This window comes from Telluria sp. B2 (assembly GCF_051789535.1).
GTDB lineage: Bacteria > Pseudomonadota > Gammaproteobacteria > Burkholderiales > Burkholderiaceae_D > Telluria.
This window is the reverse complement of record NZ_CP196525.1, coordinates 3,222,070-3,241,785: the sequence shown is the minus strand read 5'-3', so window position 1 is coordinate 3,241,785 and position 19,716 is coordinate 3,222,070. Positions and strand designations below refer to the sequence as shown.

The 19,716-nt window shown below is 67.3% G+C and carries 21 protein-coding genes and 1 tRNA gene; 9 read left to right on the top strand and 13 right to left on the bottom strand.

The window, feature by feature from the left end; all coding sequences use genetic code 11:
* Positions 1–53 precede the first annotated feature (53 nt).
* Together ACSUZJ_RS14450 and moaD are read left to right on the top strand one after the other, a co-directional pair.
* Positions 54–1,283 (top strand): molybdopterin molybdotransferase MoeA, encoded by a 1,230-nt coding sequence (locus ACSUZJ_RS14450; protein ID WP_499416544.1) that lies wholly within the window; start codon positions 54–56, stop codon positions 1,281–1,283.
* A 5-nt stretch (positions 1,284–1,288) separates the two neighbouring features.
* A complete protein-coding gene (moaD, locus tag ACSUZJ_RS14445; protein ID WP_499409238.1) occupies positions 1,289–1,546 on the top strand; it encodes a molybdopterin converting factor subunit 1 in 258 nt (85 codons plus the stop codon).
* Between the two features lie 125 nt (positions 1,547–1,671).
* Here moaD and dctP read toward each other — a convergent pair whose 3' ends face one another.
* The 6 genes from dctP to ACSUZJ_RS14415 form a co-directional block, all read right to left on the bottom strand.
* On the bottom strand, positions 1,672–2,691 hold the full coding sequence (gene dctP, locus ACSUZJ_RS14440; RefSeq protein WP_499409236.1) for a TRAP transporter substrate-binding protein DctP: 1,020 nt from the start codon (positions 2,689–2,691) through the stop codon (positions 1,672–1,674).
* Between the two features lie 286 nt (positions 2,692–2,977).
* Positions 2,978–3,163, bottom strand: a complete 186-nt coding sequence (locus ACSUZJ_RS14435) for a glycine zipper domain-containing protein (protein WP_499409234.1) — start codon at positions 3,161–3,163, stop codon at positions 2,978–2,980.
* A 13-nt stretch (positions 3,164–3,176) separates the two neighbouring features.
* Positions 3,177–3,407 carry a hypothetical protein gene (locus tag ACSUZJ_RS14430; protein WP_499409232.1) on the bottom strand — a complete coding sequence of 77 codons (231 nt, stop codon included), beginning with the start codon at positions 3,405–3,407 and terminating at the stop codon, positions 3,177–3,179.
* Positions 3,408–3,417: 10 nt separating this feature from the next.
* A complete protein-coding gene (locus ACSUZJ_RS14425; RefSeq protein WP_499409230.1) occupies positions 3,418–4,356 on the bottom strand; it encodes an alpha/beta fold hydrolase in 939 nt (312 codons plus the stop codon).
* Positions 4,353–4,556 (bottom strand): helix-turn-helix transcriptional regulator, encoded by a 204-nt coding sequence (locus ACSUZJ_RS14420; RefSeq protein ID WP_499409228.1) that lies wholly within the window; start codon positions 4,554–4,556, stop codon positions 4,353–4,355. Before ACSUZJ_RS14420 ends, ACSUZJ_RS14425 begins: the two co-directional genes overlap by 4 nt.
* Positions 4,553–4,720, bottom strand: coding sequence for a hypothetical protein (locus ACSUZJ_RS14415; RefSeq protein WP_499409226.1), 168 nt, complete (start codon positions 4,718–4,720; stop codon positions 4,553–4,555). Before ACSUZJ_RS14415 ends, ACSUZJ_RS14420 begins: the two co-directional genes overlap by 4 nt.
* 145 nt (positions 4,721–4,865) lie before the next feature.
* On the opposite strand from ACSUZJ_RS14415, the gene ACSUZJ_RS14410 reads away from it, so the two are divergent.
* A complete protein-coding gene (locus tag ACSUZJ_RS14410) occupies positions 4,866–6,107 on the top strand; it encodes a TIGR03862 family flavoprotein (protein WP_499409224.1) in 1,242 nt (413 codons plus the stop codon).
* On the top strand, positions 6,108–6,506 hold the full coding sequence (locus tag ACSUZJ_RS14405) for a hypothetical protein (protein WP_499409222.1): 399 nt from the start codon (positions 6,108–6,110) through the stop codon (positions 6,504–6,506).
* 21 nt (positions 6,507–6,527) lie between these two features.
* On the opposite strand, the gene ACSUZJ_RS14400 is transcribed toward ACSUZJ_RS14405, so the two are convergent.
* The 7 genes from ACSUZJ_RS14400 to hpnC form a co-directional block, all read right to left on the bottom strand.
* Positions 6,528–7,532 carry a hypothetical protein gene (locus ACSUZJ_RS14400; protein WP_499409220.1) on the bottom strand — a complete coding sequence of 335 codons (1,005 nt, stop codon included), beginning with the start codon at positions 7,530–7,532 and terminating at the stop codon, positions 6,528–6,530.
* Positions 7,533–7,644: 112 nt separating this feature from the next.
* Entirely contained in the window at positions 7,645–8,448 is an 804-nt protein-coding gene (locus ACSUZJ_RS14395; protein WP_499409218.1) for a head GIN domain-containing protein, read from the bottom strand.
* A gap of 9 nt (positions 8,449–8,457) precedes the next feature.
* The gene (locus tag ACSUZJ_RS14390) at positions 8,458–9,246 is read right to left on the bottom strand and encodes a DUF1700 domain-containing protein (RefSeq protein WP_499409216.1); all 789 of its coding nucleotides are present in this window, start codon (positions 9,244–9,246) and stop codon (positions 8,458–8,460) included.
* 12 nt (positions 9,247–9,258) lie between these two features.
* The gene (locus ACSUZJ_RS14385; protein ID WP_499409214.1) at positions 9,259–9,408 is read right to left on the bottom strand and encodes a hypothetical protein; all 150 of its coding nucleotides are present in this window, start codon (positions 9,406–9,408) and stop codon (positions 9,259–9,261) included.
* A 32-nt stretch (positions 9,409–9,440) separates the two neighbouring features.
* The gene (gene hpnE / locus ACSUZJ_RS14380; protein ID WP_499409212.1) at positions 9,441–10,862 is read right to left on the bottom strand and encodes a hydroxysqualene dehydroxylase HpnE; all 1,422 of its coding nucleotides are present in this window, start codon (positions 10,860–10,862) and stop codon (positions 9,441–9,443) included.
* Positions 10,849–11,682, bottom strand: a complete 834-nt coding sequence (gene hpnD / locus ACSUZJ_RS14375) for a presqualene diphosphate synthase HpnD (RefSeq protein WP_499409210.1) — start codon at positions 11,680–11,682, stop codon at positions 10,849–10,851. Before hpnD ends, hpnE begins: the two co-directional genes overlap by 14 nt.
* Positions 11,683–11,780: 98 nt before the next feature.
* Positions 11,781–12,590, bottom strand: a complete 810-nt coding sequence (gene hpnC / locus ACSUZJ_RS14370) for a squalene synthase HpnC (protein WP_499409208.1) — start codon at positions 12,588–12,590, stop codon at positions 11,781–11,783.
* Between the two features lie 173 nt (positions 12,591–12,763).
* Between hpnC and ACSUZJ_RS14365 the strand changes: the two genes are divergently transcribed.
* The 5 genes from ACSUZJ_RS14365 to clpP all read left to right on the top strand — a co-directional run bounded on the left by ACSUZJ_RS14365 (position 12,764) and on the right by clpP (position 19,616).
* Positions 12,764–13,933 (top strand): efflux RND transporter periplasmic adaptor subunit, encoded by a 1,170-nt coding sequence (locus tag ACSUZJ_RS14365; RefSeq protein WP_499409206.1) that lies wholly within the window; start codon positions 12,764–12,766, stop codon positions 13,931–13,933.
* Positions 13,930–17,016: an efflux RND transporter permease subunit gene (locus ACSUZJ_RS14360; protein WP_499409204.1), complete on the top strand. Its 3,087-nt coding sequence runs from the start codon at positions 13,930–13,932 to the stop codon at positions 17,014–17,016. The genes ACSUZJ_RS14365 and ACSUZJ_RS14360 overlap by 4 nt, the downstream gene beginning before the upstream one ends.
* Positions 17,017–17,463: 447 nt before the next feature.
* Positions 17,464–17,550: transfer RNA gene (locus tag ACSUZJ_RS14355), tRNA-Leu, on the top strand.
* Between the two features lie 31 nt (positions 17,551–17,581).
* Positions 17,582–18,922 carry a trigger factor gene (gene tig, locus ACSUZJ_RS14350; RefSeq protein WP_499409202.1) on the top strand — a complete coding sequence of 447 codons (1,341 nt, stop codon included), beginning with the start codon at positions 17,582–17,584 and terminating at the stop codon, positions 18,920–18,922.
* Between the two features lie 76 nt (positions 18,923–18,998).
* Entirely contained in the window at positions 18,999–19,616 is a 618-nt protein-coding gene (clpP, locus tag ACSUZJ_RS14345) for an ATP-dependent Clp endopeptidase proteolytic subunit ClpP (protein WP_499409200.1), read from the top strand.
* Positions 19,617–19,716 lie beyond the last annotated feature (100 nt).

Here is a 19,716-nt window from a genome sequence, read left to right as displayed (position 1 = left end):
CAAAAGACCACGCTTCAAAAGACCAACCCGCGACCGACAAACCCGTGCGCGCCATGCTGAGCGTGCGCGAGGCGCTCGATACGCTGCTGGCCGCCGCGGTGCCGGTGGCAGAGATCGAAGAAGTGGCAACCATCGAAGCCAACGGCCGCGTGCTCGCCCAGGACCAGGCCTCGACCATCGACGTGCCGTCGGCCGACAACACCCAGATGGATGGCTACGCCGTGCGCACGGCCGATTGCGTCAACGGCGGCGCCAGCCTGCGCATCGCCCAGCGCATCCCCGCCGGCAGCGTCGGCGAGCCGCTCGAACCCGGCACCGCCGCGCGCATTTTCACCGGCGCTATGATCCCGCCGGGCGCGGACGCCGTGGTGATGCAGGAGCAGTGCGAAGCCCAGGGCGACACCGTCGTCATCCGCCACACCCCGAAGGCGGGCGAATGGATCCGCCGCACCGGCGAAGACATTGTCGCCGGCTCGACCATCCTGGCGGCGGGCACGCGCCTGCGCAGCCAGGAGCTGGGCCTGGCCGCCTCGGTGGGCCTGGCCAGCCTGCCGGTGCGCCGGCGCCTGCGCGTGGCCGTGTTCTTTACCGGCGACGAGCTGACGATGCCGGGCGAAGCGCCGGGGGGCAAGCTGGCCCCGGGCGCGATCTACAACTCGAACCGTTTCACCCTGCGCGGCCTGCTCGAGAACTTCGGCTGCGAGATCACCGACTACGGCATCGTGCCCGACTCGCTGGACGCCACGCGCGCGACCCTGCGCGAAGCGGCGCGCGCGCATGACCTGATCATCACCTCGGGCGGCGTCTCGGTGGGCGAAGAGGATCACGTCAAGCCGGCGGTGGAAGCGGAAGGGCAGCTGGGTATGTGGCAGATCGCCGTCAAGCCGGGCAAGCCGCTGGCCTTCGGCGAGGTGCGCAGGAGCGAAACGGCGGGCGGCAAGTGCTTCTTCATGGGCCTGCCGGGCAACCCGGTGTCGAGCTTCATCACCTTCCTGCTGTTCGTGCGCCCCTTCCTGCTGCGCCTGCAGGGCGTGAGCGGTCCGGTCGAGCCGCGCGCCTACCAGATGCGCGCCGACTTCAGCCTGCCCAAGGCCGACCGCCGCAACGAATTCCTGCGCGTGCGCGTGAACGCGGGTGGCGGCCTGGAGCTGTTCAGCAACCAGGGCTCGGGCGTGCTCACCTCCACCGTGTGGGGCGACGGCCTGGTCGACAACCCGCCGGGACGCGTCATCAACGAAGGCGACATCGTGCGCTTCATTCCCTTCGCCGAACTCCAGCATTGAGAACCATGCACATCGAATTGCGATTTTTCGCGTCCGTGCGCGAGGCCGTCGGTCTCGCCCAGGAACGCATCGAACTGCCCGAGACCGTCCGCACCGTCGGCCAGGTGCGCGAACACCTGATCGCGCGCGGCGGCGTCTGGAGTGAAGCCCTGTCCCACGGGCGCGCGCTGCGCATGGCCTTCAACCACGTGATGTGCGGGCCGGAGACGCCGGTCCAGGAGGGCGGGGAAGTGGCCTTCTTCCCGCCGGTGACCGGGGGCTGACGGCGGGCTTTTCACGCGCCCTGGGGCTGTGGCCTGTGCTGCCGGTGGCGTGCTGAATCCGCGTGGGCACGGGTGCCCACCCTACGGGATACGCCAACGGCTCCGATCGCCTGGAACCGGCGCAATTACAGCGCCACGATCTGCTTTTCCGCCAGCGCCAGCAGTTTCGCGCAGTTGTCGCTGCGGCCGCCGAAGTCGCGCCAGGCCGTGGTGCGGGCCACTTCCTGCCACTTCCTGAGCGACTCCGCATCCATGTCGGCCACGCGCGCACCGGCGCGGGCGTAGTAGCCCGCGACCTGCTGGTCGTCGGCCATGGCCATGCGCAGCGCGAATTTTTCGAGGTCGGCGCCCACCTGCATGATCGCGGCCTGCTGCTGCTTCGTTAAACGCGCGAATACCGTCTTCGACATCAGCAGCGGTTCGAGCATGAACCAGTAGCCGCCGCCACGCGCGGTGGTCAGCGAGCGCGCCACGTCGTGCAGGCGGAAGGTGATCAGCGAGGTCGACGAAGTGAAGGCGGCGTCGAGGGCGCCGCTCTTCATCGCGTTGTGGATCTCGTTCGAGGGCACGTTGACGATGGACGCGCCGGCGTCCTGCAGGATCAGGTCCATTTCGCGCGAACCGCCGCGCGCCTTCAGGCCCTGCACGTGTTCCGGACGCAGGATCGGTTCCGCCCCGCGCGACGCCACGCCGCCCGCCTGCCAGATCCAGCTGATCACGGCCAGGCCCTGGTCGTCGAGGATGCGGGCCAGTTCCCTGCCGACGTCGGCATTCTTCCAGGCGTAGCCCTGCTGGTAGGACGTGACCAGGCCCGGCATCAGTCCGATGTTGGCTTCCGGCGCCTCGGTGCCGGCATAGGACAGGGGCACCAGGGCCAGGTCCAGCCCACCCTTGCGCAGCGCGCCGAACTGGGCATTGGGCGCCATCAGCGTCGAATTCGGGTAGATCGAGAACTTCAGGCTGCCACGCGTGCGCTTTTCGACTTCGGTGGCGAACATGCGGCACAGGCGGTCGCGGAAGTCGCCTTCCGTGATGCTGCCGCCGGGGAACTGGTGCGAGATGCGCATGGACTGGGACGCGGCCCAGGCGCTGTGCATCCAGAGGGGACTGGACGCGATCGCGCCCAGCACTGTCCTGCGGGCCATGGACGGCCGTGACATTTCCGACATACTCATCCTCCAAGATGATTAAACCGAAGTACCGGGCGAATCGTGCGTCCATCGAGGGAGCGCATCGTTCACTTTCGTGCGTATAAGAATATTCCCATGAACATGGTTGTCAAGAAGAATATTGTTGTCTTAACAAATGCATGGTGAATAACTCGGTAGTATCAGCCACCCCCATAGGGCGGGACTGATGCTCATCAAGGAGGAAAAGCGCCCCGGCGCGGCGGGAAATGCCGCAGCCGTGGCGTTGCGCCCGCGAGACGGGTCAGCTTCCCGGCAGGCGCGGACCGGAGGCGCGCGATCCGGTGGCGGTGCCGATTGCGACGCCAAGCGCGACACCAAGCGCGACGCCGAGCGCCAGGCTGTCGAGCGCGAGGCCGAGTGCGGTCCCGATACCGATGCCGACCCCGAGACCGCGCAGGATGCCTGTTTTTTTCGTGCCCGTTTTCATCGTGGGCGCGGCCTTATTTTTTCTTGTCGAGACGCTCGCAGACTGCGCAATCGAGCCCCTTGCGCATGTTGTAGTAGCGCCGCCCGACGAAGAGCGCCGAGGCGATCGCCGCCCAGGCCAGGGCCGAGGGCCAGGCGCGCGCGAAGGCTTCGCCGCGCATCAGTACGTCGACCGCCAGCAGCAGTGCGGACATCGAGACGACGGCGAACAGGTACTGGCCGATCCAGTGGGCGGTGCTGGGCATGGTCTGCTCCTTAGAGGTTCTTGAGGAAGGCGCGCAGGGCGTCGCTGACGGCGCGCGGCTGGTCGAACATGGCGTAGTGCCGCGCGTTGTCGATCGCGATCACCTCCAGGCGCGGCGTGCCCTGCATCAGTTCACGATAATACGCGACCTTCTGGGGTGCGGTCACCCCGGCCTGCATCGCGTCGAGGGCGAAATACGGCGCCATCACCAGCACCGGTGCGGTGATCGCGGGCAGTTGCGGGCGCAGGTCGAGGGTGGCGATGCCGGCCGCATAGGCGGCCATCGCGGCCGGATCGCTGCGTGCGCTCAGTTTCGCCAGCTCGTCGCCCTTGTCCATGTCGACCACGCCGATCGAGCGCATGTACCGCTTCTGCTGCGCGGCGAACGCCGGGCCCGTGACCGCCGCCATGCGCGCGCGCATGTCCTCGGCAACCTGCGGGCGCTGATCAAGCGGCACGTCCTCGGTGCCGGGGAAGACCGGCAGGCCGTCGATGGACACCACGCCGCCGATGCGGCCGGGCTGCATCTCGGCCAGGGCCAGGGCCAGGGTGCCGCCCAGGCTGTGCCCGACCAGCACCGGCTTGTCGAGCTTGCGGCTGGCGATCAGCTCCAGCAGCGCGCGCCGCGCGCCTTCGACCGGGTCGCCGGCGGGCGCCGGGCGGCCGTCGAAGCCGGGCAGGGTGACCACGTAGATGGCCTGCTTGCCGGCGAACTCGCGCAGTGTCTCTTGCCAGACCCAGCTGCCGCCACCGAGGCCGGGAATCAGGATCAGCGGCCGCCCGCCCTGGCCGTGGCGCTCGACCAGCATGCCCTGGACTTCGAAGCGTTCGGCGGGGACGATGCTGGCGGCGAAGCGGCTTGCCGGCGCCGGCTGCGCTTCGGCCGCTTGCTGCGCCAGGACCGGCGCGGCCGCGCCGAGGATCAATGCGAACAACAGGGATGCTTTCATGCTGGCTCCGGGTCTGGGGTGAAGATGGATTCGATCGGTTGCCCGAACAGTCTGGAGATGGCGAAGGCTAGCGGCAGGCTGGGATCGTAGCGCCCGTTCTCGATCGCGATCACGGTCTGGCGCGACACGTCGAGCAGCTCGGCCAGGTGGGCCTGGCTCCAGCCGCGCGCGGCGCGCAGTTCGCGGATGGCATTCTTCATTTGCCTGCCAGCCTGCGCACGACCCCGACCAGGCCGGTAGCGCCGCACAGTACGCACCAGACGGTGAACGTCGACAGGCGCGGCAGGCCGGCGTTCTCGAGGAAGCCGTAGGTGAAGCTCGGTCGTTCGCGGCGATGGGCCTTGTTGACGCGTTTCTCGTGCATGCCCTGCCTCCGTTTGAAAACTGCGATGTAGAGTGCCCTTTACATGCTATGCCGGCCGGAATTCGATGTCAATCACCCTTTACATTTATCCTGAGAACCCAATCCCGGCTACAATGCCGCACTTCGATTCCACCAGCCTGCCAGCATGTCCGCATCCTTCCACACCACGTCCCGCGTCGCCATCATCGGAGGCGGCCCCGCCGGCCTGATGGCGGCCGAAGTCCTGGCCGCGGGCGGCGTTGCGGTCGATGTCTACGACGCCATGGCCTCGACCGGCCGTAAATTCCTGCTGGCGGGGAAGGGCGGCATGAACATCACGCACTCCGAGCCCTTTGACGCCTTCGTGGCGCGCTACGGCGCGCGCAGCGGGGAAGTGGGCCGCTGGCTCCAGCATTTCACCCCGCAGCAGGTGCGCGACTGGATCCACGGACTCGGTATCGACACCTTCGTCGGCAGCTCCGGCCGCGTCTTTCCCACCGACATGAAGGCGGCGCCCCTGCTGCGCGCCTGGCTGCACCGCCTGCGCGAATCCGGCGTGCGCTTCCACATGCGCCACCGCTGGCAGGGCTGGCGTGAGGGCAGCCTGCTGTTCGCCACGCCCGAGGGCGAGCTGGCCGTCGACGCCGGCGCCACCATCCTGGCCCTGGGCGGCGCGAGCTGGGCCAGGCTGGGTTCGGACGGGGCCTGGGTCCCGCTGCTGGCGCAGCGCGGTGTCGAGATCGCGCCTTTGGTGCCGTCGAACTGCGGCTTCGACACCGACTGGAGCGCCCACTTCAGCGAGAAATACGCCGGTACGCCGTTGACGACCGTGGCGATCGCCTGGGAAGGCCGCGACGGCCAGCGCGAGCGGCGCCAGGGCCAGTTCGTGGTGACCGCCACAGGCATCGAGGGCAGCCTCGTGTACGCGTTGTCGGCGCCCCTGCGCGACCAGGTCGCGGCGCGCGGCCAAGCCACCATCTGGCTCGACCTCGCGCCCGACCACGACCTGAAACGGGTGCGCGCCGACGTGCTGCGCCCGCGCGGTTCGCGCTCGATGTCGAGCCACCTGCAGAGCCGGCTCGGCATCAAGGGCGTGAAGGCGGGCCTGCTGCGCGAATGCCTGGACGCGGCAGGCTACAATGACCCCGAGCGCCTGGCGGCGGCCATCAAGGCGCTGCCCCTGGTCCTGAAGCATGCGCGTCCCATCGATGAGGCGATCAGCAGCGCCGGCGGCGTGCGCTTCGAAGCGCTCGACGGCAAGGGCATGCTGGCGTCCCTGCCTGGCGTGTTCGTCGCCGGCGAGATGATCGACTGGGAGGCGCCGACCGGCGGCTACCTGCTGAGCGCCTGCTTCGCCAGCGGTCGCGCGGCTGGCGCGGGCGTGCTGCGCTGGCTCGCCCAATCCTGATTGTTCGTATCGAGACCGGCCTTGCGCCGCAACTGGAAATACCACGGGAATACCATGTCCAAGCAAGCACCAAGCCTTCTTCTACTGATCGTGATCCTTGTCGTCCTCGCGCTGTTCGGCGCGGTCGGCGCGAAGTTCATGCTCAACCGGCACTCCGCATCCACGATGAGCCAGCTCGCCGTAGTCTGGCCCGGGATCGAGACCATGCCCCAGGACGAGCGCAACCTGCTTGTCGAGCTCGCCCTGACCTGCAACGTGGTCGAGCGCGAGCCGGTCCGCGCCGAGGTCCTCGACTGCCTGCGCTCGTCGGCGGCGACCATCCGGCCCTCGCCGAGCGAGCGGCTGGAGCGGCTGATCGGCCAGGCGCCCCAGGCGGGGCCGGGGGCCGACAAGCGCTGACCGCGCTGCGTCGGATTCTTGCTAGCGCAACAATGGCGTGATGTCTTCTCCAAACATCTGCTGCGCCAGGGCCGGAATCTTTGCCGCATCCTTGCCCGCGAATACCGCGCTCACCCAGGCCTGCACGGCCGCGCGTCCGTGCCGTTGCTCCAGGCCGTCGAACAGCGCCAGCGCAGCGCCATAGCGGCCTGGTTCGTCCGCGTTGTCCTGGACCAGGTCGTCCGGGCCGAACCTGAAGGGTCCCGGCGGGTGATAGGATGGGTCTTGCGCGCGGCGCGCGCGGTCCTCGGCCGACAACTGGCGCTCGATCGCCTCGGGCTTGACGCGCAGGCCGCCCCAGGCGACAAGGCGCGCCTGGCCCAGCGTGCGCGAATCATCCATGCGCCGTTCATGGACCGCGCGCGCCAGGTCCGGACGCACCAGCGCCATCACCTGCAGGCTGGCCCAGTCAGCCTGTCCCTCCGCGAACCAGCGCGGCAGCTTGATGCCGCTGCTGTTCTGGATCAGGTGCACTTCCTCGTGCGGCATCACCTCGATCAGGAAGCGGATCGTGGCCGGCGTCCAGCCGCTGGCAGTGAAGACGTTCAGCCAGCGCAGTTCGCCGTCGCGCCTGGGCGGAAGGTAATCGTTGTTCTTGGTAATCACCATGGGCGACCAGACGGTGCCGCCGGGCGCTTCCGGCACCACGGCCGCCAGCAGGTCCAGCATTCCCATCAGGCAGGCGGCCTTCGAGCTCGCCGCGGCGGCGAGGCCGGGGTCGTGGTAGATCCGGACACGTCCGTCCGTGAGGCTGGAGCGCGCCTCGTGGTAGGGCAGGTCGCCAGGACTGGCGGGCTGTGCACGCACGTGTACATGGTCGAGCGAAGCGCCGGAACCTGCATCCGGTGCGCAGGCAGCCTGCAGTGCCCGGATCGAAGACCCTGAAGGGGGTGCGGGTGTTTCCATGGCTTGCTGCGCATGGACCGCCGTGCAGGCGCCCGCGAGCGCGAAGCCGAGGTAGTGGATGGTGGAACGCAGTTTGATCATGGTGAGCTGGCCGACTCCTGATATTTCCGGGCCTGGAACCAGGCCGGACGACAGCAGAGTGTAGCCGAGCGCGCGCGCAGCAAAATGCGCGCTTTGTCACGCGCGGATCAGGCTACTCGACGAAATGCACCGTCCCGCTCCCGGTCCGGCTGACACTGCGCTGCGAGGGCTCGCCATGCACGTCGATGTCGCCGCTGCCGCTGACCGAGGCGGACACGGTATCGCGCACGGTGACGGTGGCGTTGCCCGAGCCGGTCTGGTGCAGCTGCGCTTCCTCGGCGCGCAGGCGCTCGGCGTCGAGAGTGCCGGAGCCGCTGGCTTCGAGCTCGAAGCGGCGCGTGGCGCCGGCCAGGCGCATGGCGCCGGAGCCCATCAGCTCGGCCTCGATGCTGTCGCTGTTGCCGGCGTCCAGGCTGAGTTCGCCGCTGCCGTGCAGGGCGACCCGGGCCTGCCGGTAGCGGCCGTTGAAGCGCACGCTGCCCGAGCCGTTCAGCGAGACCTCGATGCGCTCGCCGGAAAAACCGTTGACGCGGGTGTTGCCGCTGCCGTCGACGCTCAGGGTGTCGAGCATCGGCAGGGTGACTTCCACTTCCAGCGGCTGGCGGTGGCGCAGCAGCAGGCCGCGCGTGCTGATGCGCAGGGTGTCGTCGCTGGCGCTGGTCTCGATGTTCTGCAGCAGGCGCTGTTCGCCGCGCACCACGAGCGCGGGCTGGGGGCCGTAGCGCACGATCAGGTCGACCGGGGCGTTCAGTTCGATGGCGCGAACGCGGCGCTCGAGGGGGCGGGTGTCGGTGGTGACCGTCCGGCCCTCGGGGCGCGAAGCCACGCCCTGGGCGCGCAGCATGGTGTAGGACAGGCCGATCAGGACGAAGGCCAGGATCAGGAGGGAGAGTCCGACTCGGATCAGTGCGCGCATCGCGGCTCCTCAGGCGCTGCGCAGCAGCGAGATATTCATCTGCACGTAGCGTTTCACCCCCAGGGCGGCGTAACGCGTGACCACGATCGACACCAGGAACAGCACGATCCCGCCCAGCACCATGCCCAGGCCGAGTACGGTCTGGGTCATGCGCGAGTCCTCGTCCATGTCGGTCGAAATACGCACGCTGCTGCCGGCGACGCGTTCCGCGCCGCGCACCACGCGCGAGGTGTCGGCGGAACCGGGATCGCCGTTGGCTTCGTCGGCCGCCTCGTCGGCAGGGGGCGGATCGGCGTCGTCGACCGTGATGCCGGTCTCGCTGATCGAGATCCGGGTGCGCACGCGTTCCGGCTCGCCGTCGCCGATGCTGACGTGGCGCAGCGGTCCGTCCAGCACCAGTTCGTTGGCGCCCGACAGGCCGCTGGCCGTGATCGCGATTCCGCCCACGTAGAAACCCAGCGCGGAGATGTAGAGCGCGGCCAGCAGCGAGCCGAACACGGCGGCCGGAATCACCATGAACAGGTTGAACACCAGCAGGCCCAGCACCGAGGCGCACAGGCGCACCAGGTTGGCCGGGTTCTTCTGCTCGGCAAACGCGGCCATGTGGCTGTTGGCGCGCAGGGTCAGGGCGACCTTCTTCGGGTCGTCCAGTTCGCGCGCGATGTCCGCTTCGCCGCGCCCGGCGGCCGCGCCGTCGACGAAGCGCTGCTCGTACCAGGCCAGGGTCTTCGCCTGCAGCTCGGGCGGCAGGCCCAGCATGGCCCGCTTGAGCGCGTCGAGGTATTCGAGTTTCCCCATCGAGCCGCCGCCTCAGGGATGGCCGAACGACAGCATCGAGCCGAGCGCCGGCAGGGTGGCGCCGGCATGGCCGCCGATCAGTTCCGGCGCGACGAGCACCGCCGTGCTGGCGGCAACCAGGGCCAGCAGGCCCAGCAGGCGCAATCCAAGTTGGTAAGTCATCTCCATGTCCACGATCCGGTTTTCCGATGTTGCTACTGTACGGAACCGGCCTGGCGGGCGCCAGCGCCGTGCGACAGGCCGCCGTTTTCGCGGGGCAGGCGGGCGTGGGAGAGGATGGCCGTCGCGGCGGCCTGGCCGCTGCGCACCGCCGACTCCAGGGTGGCGGGGTAGTCGCTGGCGGTGTAGTCGCCCGCCAGCACCAGGCCGGGGAGGCCGGTTTCGTTGCCGGGACGAGTCAAACCCGGGGTGCAGGCGAAGGTGGCGCGCTTCTCGGTGATGACGCGGCGCCAGAGCGGCGTGGACAGGGCCGGCTGCCCGAATGCCTGGGCCAGCTGGACGCCGATCAGGGCGGCCAGGGCGTCCTGGTCGAGGGCGGCGGCGGCGCCGGCGGTGCTGACGACGACCGCCAGCAGGCCTGCCTGGCCCGGGTCGAGCTGGCCGCGGTCGAAGACGAACTGGCCATGGCGTCCCTGGCCCGGATCGTCGGCCAGGGCGCAGAAGGGCAGCGGCAGGCGCAGCGAGGCCTCGTATTGCAGGTAGCAGGTGGAGATCGGCTCGTAGTCGAAGCCGTCGAGCTGCGCCGCGAGTTCGGCGGCGTCCGGCAGTCCGGCGAGCAGGGCGCTGGCCGCATTCGGCGCCGTGGCCAGTACCACGGCGTCGAAGCCTTGCCGCTCTGCGCCAGCGGACTGGCCGCCGAGCTGCAGCTCCCAGCCACCGTCCGTGCGCGCCAGGGCAGCGGCCTTGGCGCCGGTGTGGACGGCGCCGCCCCTGGTCTCGATGGCGCGGGCGGCGGCCTGGGGGAACAGGGCGCCCAGCTCGAGACGGGGGATCAGCATGTCGGAGGCGGCGCGGCGTGCGCCCAGGCTGTCGCGCAGCACGGCCAGGAAGACGTTGCTCGAAGCACGGTCGAGCGGGGTGTTCAGCGCGGCCAGGCACAGCGGCTGCCACATGAGACGGATCAGGCGCGGGGTCTGGTCGAAGCGCTCCAGCAGCACGCTGACGGGCACGTCGTCGTTCAGGCGCCAGCCCATCCAGCGCGCGCTGCTGGTGAAGCGCGCGAGCGCCATCTTGTCCTCGCGCGCCAGGCCCCTGGCCCGCCACAGCGCGACGATCATGTGCCAGGGCGCGGGCAGGCGCGGGGCGGCGAAGTCCATGCCGCCACTCCCTGCCGGATAGCGCATCTGCAGCGGCAGGCGCAGCAGGGCGGACGCCGGATCGACGCCGACGCGTTTCAGGAGCCCGAGGGTCCGGTCGTAGGCGCCGAGCAGGATGTGCTGGCCGTTGTCCAGCGTCTTGCCCTGGACCTCGACGCCCCGCGCGCGGCCGCCCAAAGTGCGCGCCGCTTCGAACAGCGTGACGCGGGCGCCCTGGTCGGCCAGTTCGAGCGCGGCGGCGCAGCCTGCCCAGCCGCCGCCAACCACGGCCACCCGCAGGTCCGTCCTAGCCGCGCACATAGGTCTTCCACGCCAGCCAGAGCTTGCGCAGGGGCGTGAGCGAGATGCGCTGGTTCAGGACGTGGTAGTTGTCGCGCGCAATCTCGTCGAGCAGGGTGCGGTAGATCGCCGCCATCATCAGGCCCGGGCGCTGGGCGCGGCGGTCTTCCTTCGGCAAGAGAAGCAGCGCCTCGTCGTACATCTGCTGGGCGCGCTCGGTCTGGAAGCGCATCAGCGCCTCGAACTTCTCGCTGTGGCGCGAGTTGAGCAGGTCGCTTGCGGTCACGCCGAACTGTTGCAGCTCGTTGACCGGCAGGTAGATGCGGCCCTTGCGTGCGTCTTCGCCGACGTCGCGGATGATGTTGGTGAGCTGGAAGGCCAGGCCCAGTTTTTCGGCATAGGCCAGGGTCTGCGGGTTCGAGAAACCGAAGATGCTGGCCGACAGGATGCCGACCACGCCGGCCACGTGCCAGCAGTAGCGCTTCAGGCCCGCATAGTCGAGGTAGCGGCTCTGGTCCAGGTCCATCTCCATGCCGTCGATGATCGCCTGCAGGTGCTGCTCTTCCAGGCGGTAGGTCTCCAGGTGGGGTTTCAGCGCCTGGGTGACCGGATGGGTCGGCGTGCCCTTGTACATGGTCGACACTTCGGTGCGCCACCAGGCCAGCTTGATGCGCGCGACCGAGCTGTCGGTGGTCTCGTCGACGGTGTCGTCGACCTCGCGGCAGAAGGCGTACAGCGCCGTGATCGCGCGCCGGCGCGCCGGCTCGAGGAAGAGGAAGCTGTAGTAGAAGCTGGAACCGCTCTGGACCGTCTTTTGCTGGCAGTATTCGTCAGGAGACATGTAGAAAATGCAATATTTGGCGATGCGAATCCGCTATCTTAGCCGAAGCACGCAGCGCAGGGGCCGCCAATCGGTGTTTTCTTGCTCACATGCCGCGTCTACATGAATACGGCGCGCCAGGCCATGAGCAGGTAATCCGCCTTGCCCAGCTTCGGACGGCGGCGGAACACGTCGTAATCGGCGCGTTCGATGCGTTCCAGGATGCGCAGGCCGCCCTGGACGATCAGGCGCAGTTCCCAACCTATCCGGCCCGGCAGGCGTTTCACCAGAGGGGCGCCGCCGAGCATCAGGCTGCGTGCGCGTGCGACCTCGAAGGCCATCAGGGCGCGCCAGGCCGGCGTGTCGGCGCCGGTACGCAGGTCGTGCTGGCCCACGCCATGCCGGTCCAGGTCTTCCTGCGGCAGGTAGATGCGGCCTTTCTCGATGTCGATTGCTACGTCCTGCCAGAAATTGATCAGTTGCAAAGCCGTGCAGATCGCATGCGAGTCGCGCAGGTTGCGTTCGTCCACGGCGCCGTACAGGGCCAGCATCAGGTGGCCGACCGGATCGGCCGAGCGCCGGCAATAGTCGAGCAGGCTGGCGTAGTCCGGGTAGCGCGTGGTGACCACGTCCTGGCGGAAGGCCGAGAGCAGGTCGCGCAGCGGCTGCAACGGCAGGGCGAACTGCCGCACTGCGGCGGCCAGGCGCGCGAACATCGGGCCCGCCGGCGTTTCCCCGCGCGCGATGGCGTCGAGCGCCGCTTCGTATCCGGCCAGGCTCGCCAGGCGCTCTCCGGGCGTGGCCTCGCCCTCGTCGGCGATGTCGTCGGCGCCGCGGGCAAAGGCATAGATGGCTTCGACGGCCGGCACCAGGCGGCGCGGCATCAGGATGGAAGCGACAGGGAAGTTCTCGTAATGGTCGACGGGCATGCAAATCGATGACTTGTCAGTCATTTACGCTGTGTGTTTGCATGATTATAATTGCCGGGCTTCGGGGCTGGCCGCTTTGCATGGATAATGGTCGCAGCCTTGCCGAAGCATCGCCGTCCCAGGCCTGTTCAACGGCCCGTGTCCGAACACTGCAATCAAAAGGAATAAGAAACGTGTCCGACTTCACCCGACTGCGCCGGCCGCTGGCCGCCCTCGTCCTCCCTTTGTTGGCGCTCGCCCTGTCGGCCTGTTCGAAGGACGAGAAGAAGCTTGACGACGTGCGCCCGGTGCGCGCCATCGTTCTGAGCCAGGGCGCGCCCGGCGCCAGCGCCGAATTCTCGGGCGAGGTGCGCCCGCGTATCGAGTCGCGCCTGGGCTTTCGCGTGGCCGGCAAGATCGTCGAGCGCAAGGTCGACATCGGCGCCATCGTGAAGAAGGGCGACGTGCTGATGCAGCTCGATCCCCAGGACCTGAGGTTGGCGGCGAGCCAGGCCCAGGCCAGCCTGCGCGCGGCCGAGACCAATCGCGACCTGGCCAGCTCCGACTACAAGCGCTACCAGGAACTGCGCGCTAGGAATTTCGTCAGCCAGTCGGTGCTCGATTCCAAGCGCGCCGCCCTGCGCGCGGCCCAGGCCGAAGCCGATGCCGCGCGCGCCGCCTTCCGCGGCCAGTCCAACCAGGCCGGCTATAGCAAGCTGGAGTCGGACATCGACGGCGTGGTCACCGGCATCGACGCCGAGGTCGGGCAGGTGGTCAACGCCGGCACGCCGGTGGTGCGCGTGGCCCGCACCGACGAGATGGAAGTCGTGATCGGCATCCCCGAGGACCGCGTCGACGAGATCCGGAGAATCGATTCCGTCACCGTGCGCCTCTGGGCCAACCCGGGCGAAGCGATTCCGGGGCGTGTGCGCGAAGTGTCGCCGGTGGCCGATCCGGCCACCCGCACCTACACCGCCAAGGTCGCGATCCCGCCGCGTCCGGACGTGCGCCTGGGCATGACCGCGGCCGTGCAGTTCGCCTCGCGCAGCGGCAACGGCGGCCTGCGCGCGCCGCTCACCGCGCTGCATCACGAGAAGGGCGTGACCAGCGTCTGGATCGTCGAGAATGGCGCCGTCAAGCTGGTGCCGGTCCAGATCGCGGGCCAGGCGGGCAACGACGTGCTGCTCGGCGCCGGCGTCAAGCCGGGCCAGACGATCGTGACGGCGGGCGTGAACCTGCTGAGGAATGGCCAGAAGGTGCGCATCCTCACCACCGACGTGGCGCGCCGCGGCGACACCGAGGCGGCCGCTTCTGGAACACCTGCCGCGACCGTGGCGCCCGCTGACGGCGGGGCCGCCAAATGAAGGGCTTCAACCTGTCGCGCTGGGCGCTCGAAAACATCCCGCTGACCCGTTTCCTGATCGCCGCCCTGCTGCTCGGCGGCATATTCAGCTATCAGAAGCTGGGCCAGGACGAAGATCCGCCTTTCACCTTCCGCGCCATGGTCGTGCGCGCGGTCTGGCCCGGCGCCACCGCCGTGCAGATGGCCGAGCAGGTGACCGACAAGCTGGAGCGCAAGCTCCAGGAAACGCCCCACATCGACAAGATCCGCAGCTTCTCCAAGCCGGGCGAGACCACCATCATCCTCGAACTGCGCGAGTCGACGCCGCCGAAGGACGTGCCGGACTCCTGGTACCAGGTGCGCAAGAAGATCGGCGACATCGCCGGCACCCTGCCGCAGGGCGTGATCGGGCCCTTCTTCAACGACGAATTCGGCGACACCTACGGCTCCATCTTCGCGCTCTCGGGCGACGGCTTCACCTACGCCGAGATGAAGGACTACGCCGACTTCGTGCGCCAGCAGCTGCTCGGGGTGCCGCTGGTGGCGAAGGTCGAGCAGTTCGGCGTGCAGGCCGAGAAGGTCAACATCCTGTTCTCGAACAAGAAGTTCGCGCAACTGGGCGTGCCCTTCGAGCAGATCGTCAACCAGATCGCGACCCAGAACGGGGTCGAGGCCTCGGGCGTGCTGGTCACGCCGACGGACAACCTGCAAGTGCGCGTCACCGGCGCGATCCGCACCACCAAGGAGCTGGAAGACCTGCAACTGCGCGCGGGGAGCACGACCTTCCGGCTGGGCGACTTCGCCACCGTGAAGCGCGAGTACCAGGACCCGCCGACGGACAAGATGCGTTTCAACGGCAAGGAAGTGATCGGCCTGGGCGTGTCGATGGAGAAGGGCGGGAACATCATCCAGCTCGGCGAATCGCTGGACGCGACGGTGACGCGCATCCGCGCCCAGCTTCCGGTCGGCATCGAGCTCGAACGCGTGTCGAACCAGCCGCAAGCGGTCACCGCTTCGGTCAGCGAATTCATCCACACCCTGATCGAAGCGGTGGTCATCGTGCTGGCGGTGAGCTTCGTCGCGCTCGGCCTGCATACCAAGCCCAGGCTGTCCATCGACGTGCGTCCGGGCCTGGTGGTGGCGCTGACCATCCCCCTGGTGCTGGCGATCACCTTCCTCTTCATGCGCATGCTCGACATCTCGCTGCACAAGGTGTCGCTGGGCGCGCTGATCATCGCCCTCGGCCTGCTGGTCGACGACGCCATCATCGCGGTCGAGATGATGGTCAGGAAGATGGAGGAGGGACTGTCGCGCTTCGAGGCGGCGACCTTCGCCTATACCTCGACCGCGATCCCGATGCTGACCGGCACCCTGATCACGGCCGCCGGCTTCCTGCCGATCGGCCTGGCGAAATCAGCGGCGGGCGAATACACATTCTCGATGTTCTCGGTGAACGCGATCGCCCTGCTGGTGTCCTGGGTGGTGGCGGTCACCTTCACGCCCTACATCGGCTTCCTGCTGCTGAAGGTGAAACCGCATGGCCACGCCCAGTCTTCGCACGACGTGTTCGACACCCCGGGCTTCCGTCGCTTCCGCCGCCTGGTGAACTGGTGCGTCGAATTCCGCTGGACCACGATCGCGCTGAGCCTTGCCGTGTTCGTGCTCGGGGTCTTCGGCTTCAAGTTTATCGAGAAGCAGTTCTTCCCCGATTCCAGCCGTCCCGAACTGATGGTCGAGATGTGGCTGCCCGAAGGGACCAGCTTTGCCGCCAACGAGGCGCTGGTGAAGAAGTTCGAGACCTTCGTGCGCAAGCAGGAGGGTGTGGAAAGCATCACCAGCTATGTCGGCACCGGCAGTCCGCGTTTCTACCTGCCGCTCGACCAGATCTTCCCGCAGTCGAACGTGTCGCAGTTCGTGGTGCTGCCCGTCGACGCCGCGCACCGCGAGACCCTGCGCCTGAAGATCGAGGAGGTGTTCAGGAACGAATTCCCCGAAGTGCGCGGGCGCGTGAAACTGCTGCCGAACGGGCCGCCCGTGCCTTATCCGGTGCAGTTCCAGGTCGCCGGTCCCGACATTGGCGTCGTGCGCGGCCTGGCCGACCAGGTCAAGGACGTGCTGCGCGCGAACCCGAACGCGGTGGGCGTGAACGACAACTGGAACGAGTCGGTGAAGGTGCTGCGGCTGGACCTCGACCAGGACAAGCTGCGCGCCCTGGGCGTGACCTCGCAGTCGGTGCGCCGCGCCGTGAACACGGTGCTGTCGGGGACCACGGTGGGGCAATTCCGCGAAACGAACGAATTGATCGACATCGTGGTGCGCCAGCCGCTGGAGGAGCGCTCGACCATCACGGTGCTGCGCGACACGAACATCCCGACCGCGTCGGGCCGTCCGGTGACCATCGGCCAGGTGGCGCGCGTGGAATTCGTGTGGGAGCCCGGCGTCATCTGGCGCGAGGGCCGCGAGTGGGCCATCATGGTCCAGTCCGACGTGGTTCCCGGCATCCAGGGGCCGACGGTGTCCGGCCAGGTCGGCGAGAAGCTGGCCGAGCTGCGCGCCAGGCTGCCGGCCGGCTACCGCATCACGCTCGAAGGCGCGGCCGCCGACAGCTCGGAAGCCGAGGCCTCGATCTCGGCCAACGTGCCGCTGGTGCTGTTCATCGTGTTCACGCTCCTGATGCTGCAGCTGCACAGCTTCTCGCGCTCGCTGCTGGTCTTCCTCACCGGGCCGCTGGGCGTGGCCGGCGCGGCGATGGCGCTGCTGATCCTCGACCGTCCATTCGGTTTCGTGGCCAACCTGGGCGTGATCGCGTTGTTCGGCATGATCATCCGGAACTCGGTGATCCTGGTCGACCAGATCGAGCAGGACATCAAGAACGGCGCCGAGGCCTGGGACGCGATCGTCGAGGCGGCGGTGCGCCGCTGCCGCCCCATCCTGCTGACCGCGGCGGCCGCGGCCCTGGCCATGATCCCGCTGTCGCGTTCGGTGTTCTGGGGGCCGATGGCGGTCGCCATCATGGGCGGCCTGCTGGTGGCGACCGCGCTCACCCTGCTGTTCCTGCCCGCGCTGTATGCGGCCTGGTTCAGGGTGAAGAAGCCGGCGGCTTGACTGGAGAGGACGCGTTTCGGCGATTCGGGCGTGCGTTGCGGCGGGTTCGAGAACCCACCCTGCGGATGTCGCGCAAGTCGGAGCTCCCGGGTCTGCGTGAGTGCCATACAGCGTGGACTCGGGAGTCCACCCTGCGAAACCCGCTCTTGTAGGGTGGACACCTGTGTCCACGCTGTTTCATCGGCAGATCAGAGGCAGAGCGTAGGGTGGGTTCTCGAACCCGCGCCGTTTCAACCTCCAAATAGAGACGGCTTATCTCGATTCATTGTGCACCGCAACCTGCAATTAAACGCCCACGCCCCGTGCTTGACACAAAATTCACTCCCTCTAGTGTCAGAAAATCCAGTAAAATACCGGGTTGAAGTTGTAGCCCCTAGACGAAGGAGTGCAGGGCGGCCGGTTTCACTGTCGGGCGCCCTTTGTTTTTGTGGCAATATGCAATCCTGAGCGAGGATGGCGAAATTGGTAGACGCACCAGGTTTAGGTCCTGACGCCAGCAATGGTGTGGGGGTTCGAGTCCCCCTCCTCGCACCACGAATAATTATTTTTTTGGACGATTTTTACGATGGCAACTGCAGTCGAAACCCTGGGTAAACTCGAGCGTCGCTTGACGATCACTTTTCCGCTGAGCGACGTCCGTACGGAAGTTGAAAAACGCCTCAAGCAGCAGGCCAAGACCGCCAAGGCGCCTGGCTTCCGTCCGGGCAAAGTGCCGCTGAAAATGGTCGCAGCCCAGTACGGCTACCAGATCGAGACCGACGTGCTGAACGACCGCGTCGGCCGCGCCTTCAACGAGGCCGCCAACGAAAACCAGCTGCGCGTTGCCGGTTTCCCGAAAATCGAGCCGAAGCAGGACGCACCGGAAGGCATGCTGGCCTTCGACGCGACCTTCGAAGTGTTCCCGGAAGTCGTCATCGGCGACCTGGCCGCGGTTGAGATCGAAACCGTCGCCACCGAGGTGACCGACGCCGAAATCGACAAGACCATCGACATCCTGCGCAAGCAGCGCGTGCACTACCACACCAAGGGCGAAGCCGGCGAGCACGGCGACGGCGGCGAAGCCGTTGCCGCCAACGGCGACCGCGTGACCGTGGACTTCGTCGGCAAGATCGACGGCGTCGAGTTCGCCGGCGGCAAGGCCGACGACTACGCTTTCGTGCTGGGCGAAGGCCGCATGCTGCCGGAATTCGAAGCCGCTACCGTCGGCCTGAAAGTCGGCGAGAGCAAGACCTTCCCGCTGGCCTTCCCCGAGGACTACCACGGCAAGGACGTGGCCGGCAAGACCGCCGAGTTCACCATCACCCTGAAGAACCTGGAATGGGCGCATCTGCCGGAAGTCGACGCCGAGTTCGCCAAGTCGCTGGGCATCGAAGACGGCTCGATCGAAAAAATGCGCGCCGACATCAAGACCAACCTGGAGCGTGAAGTCAACGCCCGCATCAAGGCCCGCAACAAGGAAGCCGTGATGGACGCCCTGGTCAAGGTCACCGAGATGGACGTGCCGAAGGTCATGATCGAGCAGGACTCCGAGCGCCTGGCCGAGCAGACCCGCCAGGACATGGCCCAGCGCGGCATGGACGTCAAGAACCTGCCGTTCCCGTCGGAACTGTTCGCCGAGAAGGCAGAGCGCCGCGTGCGCCTGGGCCTGATCCTGTCGCAACTGGTTCAGGACAACAACCTGCAAGCCACCCAGGAGCAGGTGAAAGCGCAGATCGAAGACTTCGCACAGAGCTACGAAGATCCGAAGGAAGTGCTGAAGTACTACTACAGCGACCGCCGTCGCCTGGGCGAAGTGGAAAGCCTTGTTTTGGAAGAAAACGTCGTTAACTATGTGCTTGGCAAGGCGAAGGTCAGCACCAAGACCATCGCTTTCGATGAATTGATGGGTAGCAACCCGCAGGCTTGAGGAAATGGGTAGGCTCATCTTTTGAGCCTACCGATGCACCCTTATCTAAGCCCTTTTTACAAGGAACGAGACAGGTATGAACCGTAATCCGGCATTGGACACCCAAGCACTCGGCCTCGTGCCGATGGTAGTTGAACAAAGTGGCCGCGGCGAGCGTGCGTACGACATCTACTCGCGCCTGCTCAAGGAGCGCGTGATTTTCCTCGTCGGTCCTGTCAACGACCAGATGGCCAACCTGATCGTTGCCCAGCTGTTGTTCCTGGAGAGCGAGAATCCGGACAAGGACATCTCGCTCTACATCAACTCGCCGGGCGGATCGGTCTCGGCAGGCCTGGCGATCTTCGACACGATGAACTTCATCAAGCCGGACGTCTCCACCCTGTGCACCGGCCTGGCGGCGTCGATGGGCGCCTTCCTGCTGGCGGCAGGCGCGAAGGGCAAGCGTTTCTCGCTGCCGAACTCGCGCGTGATGATCCACCAGCCGTCCGGTGGTTCGCAGGGCATGGCGTCGGACATCGAGATCCAGGCCAAGGAAATCCTGTACCTGCGCGAGCGCCTGGCGCGCATCATGGCCGAGAACACCGGACAGAGCATCGAGCAGATCCACAAGGACACCGACCGTGACCGTTTCATGTCGGCCGAAGAGGCCCTGGAATACGGCATGATCGACAAGGTCTTGACCAGCCGCGCTTGAGGCATCCCACAAGGTGTTGCTGAAAAACGCCCGGGCGCGAATACGTTCGGGCGTTTGTTTTTTATTTCGGGTAGCATGGCGGTGTGCGCAGTCGTGTTGC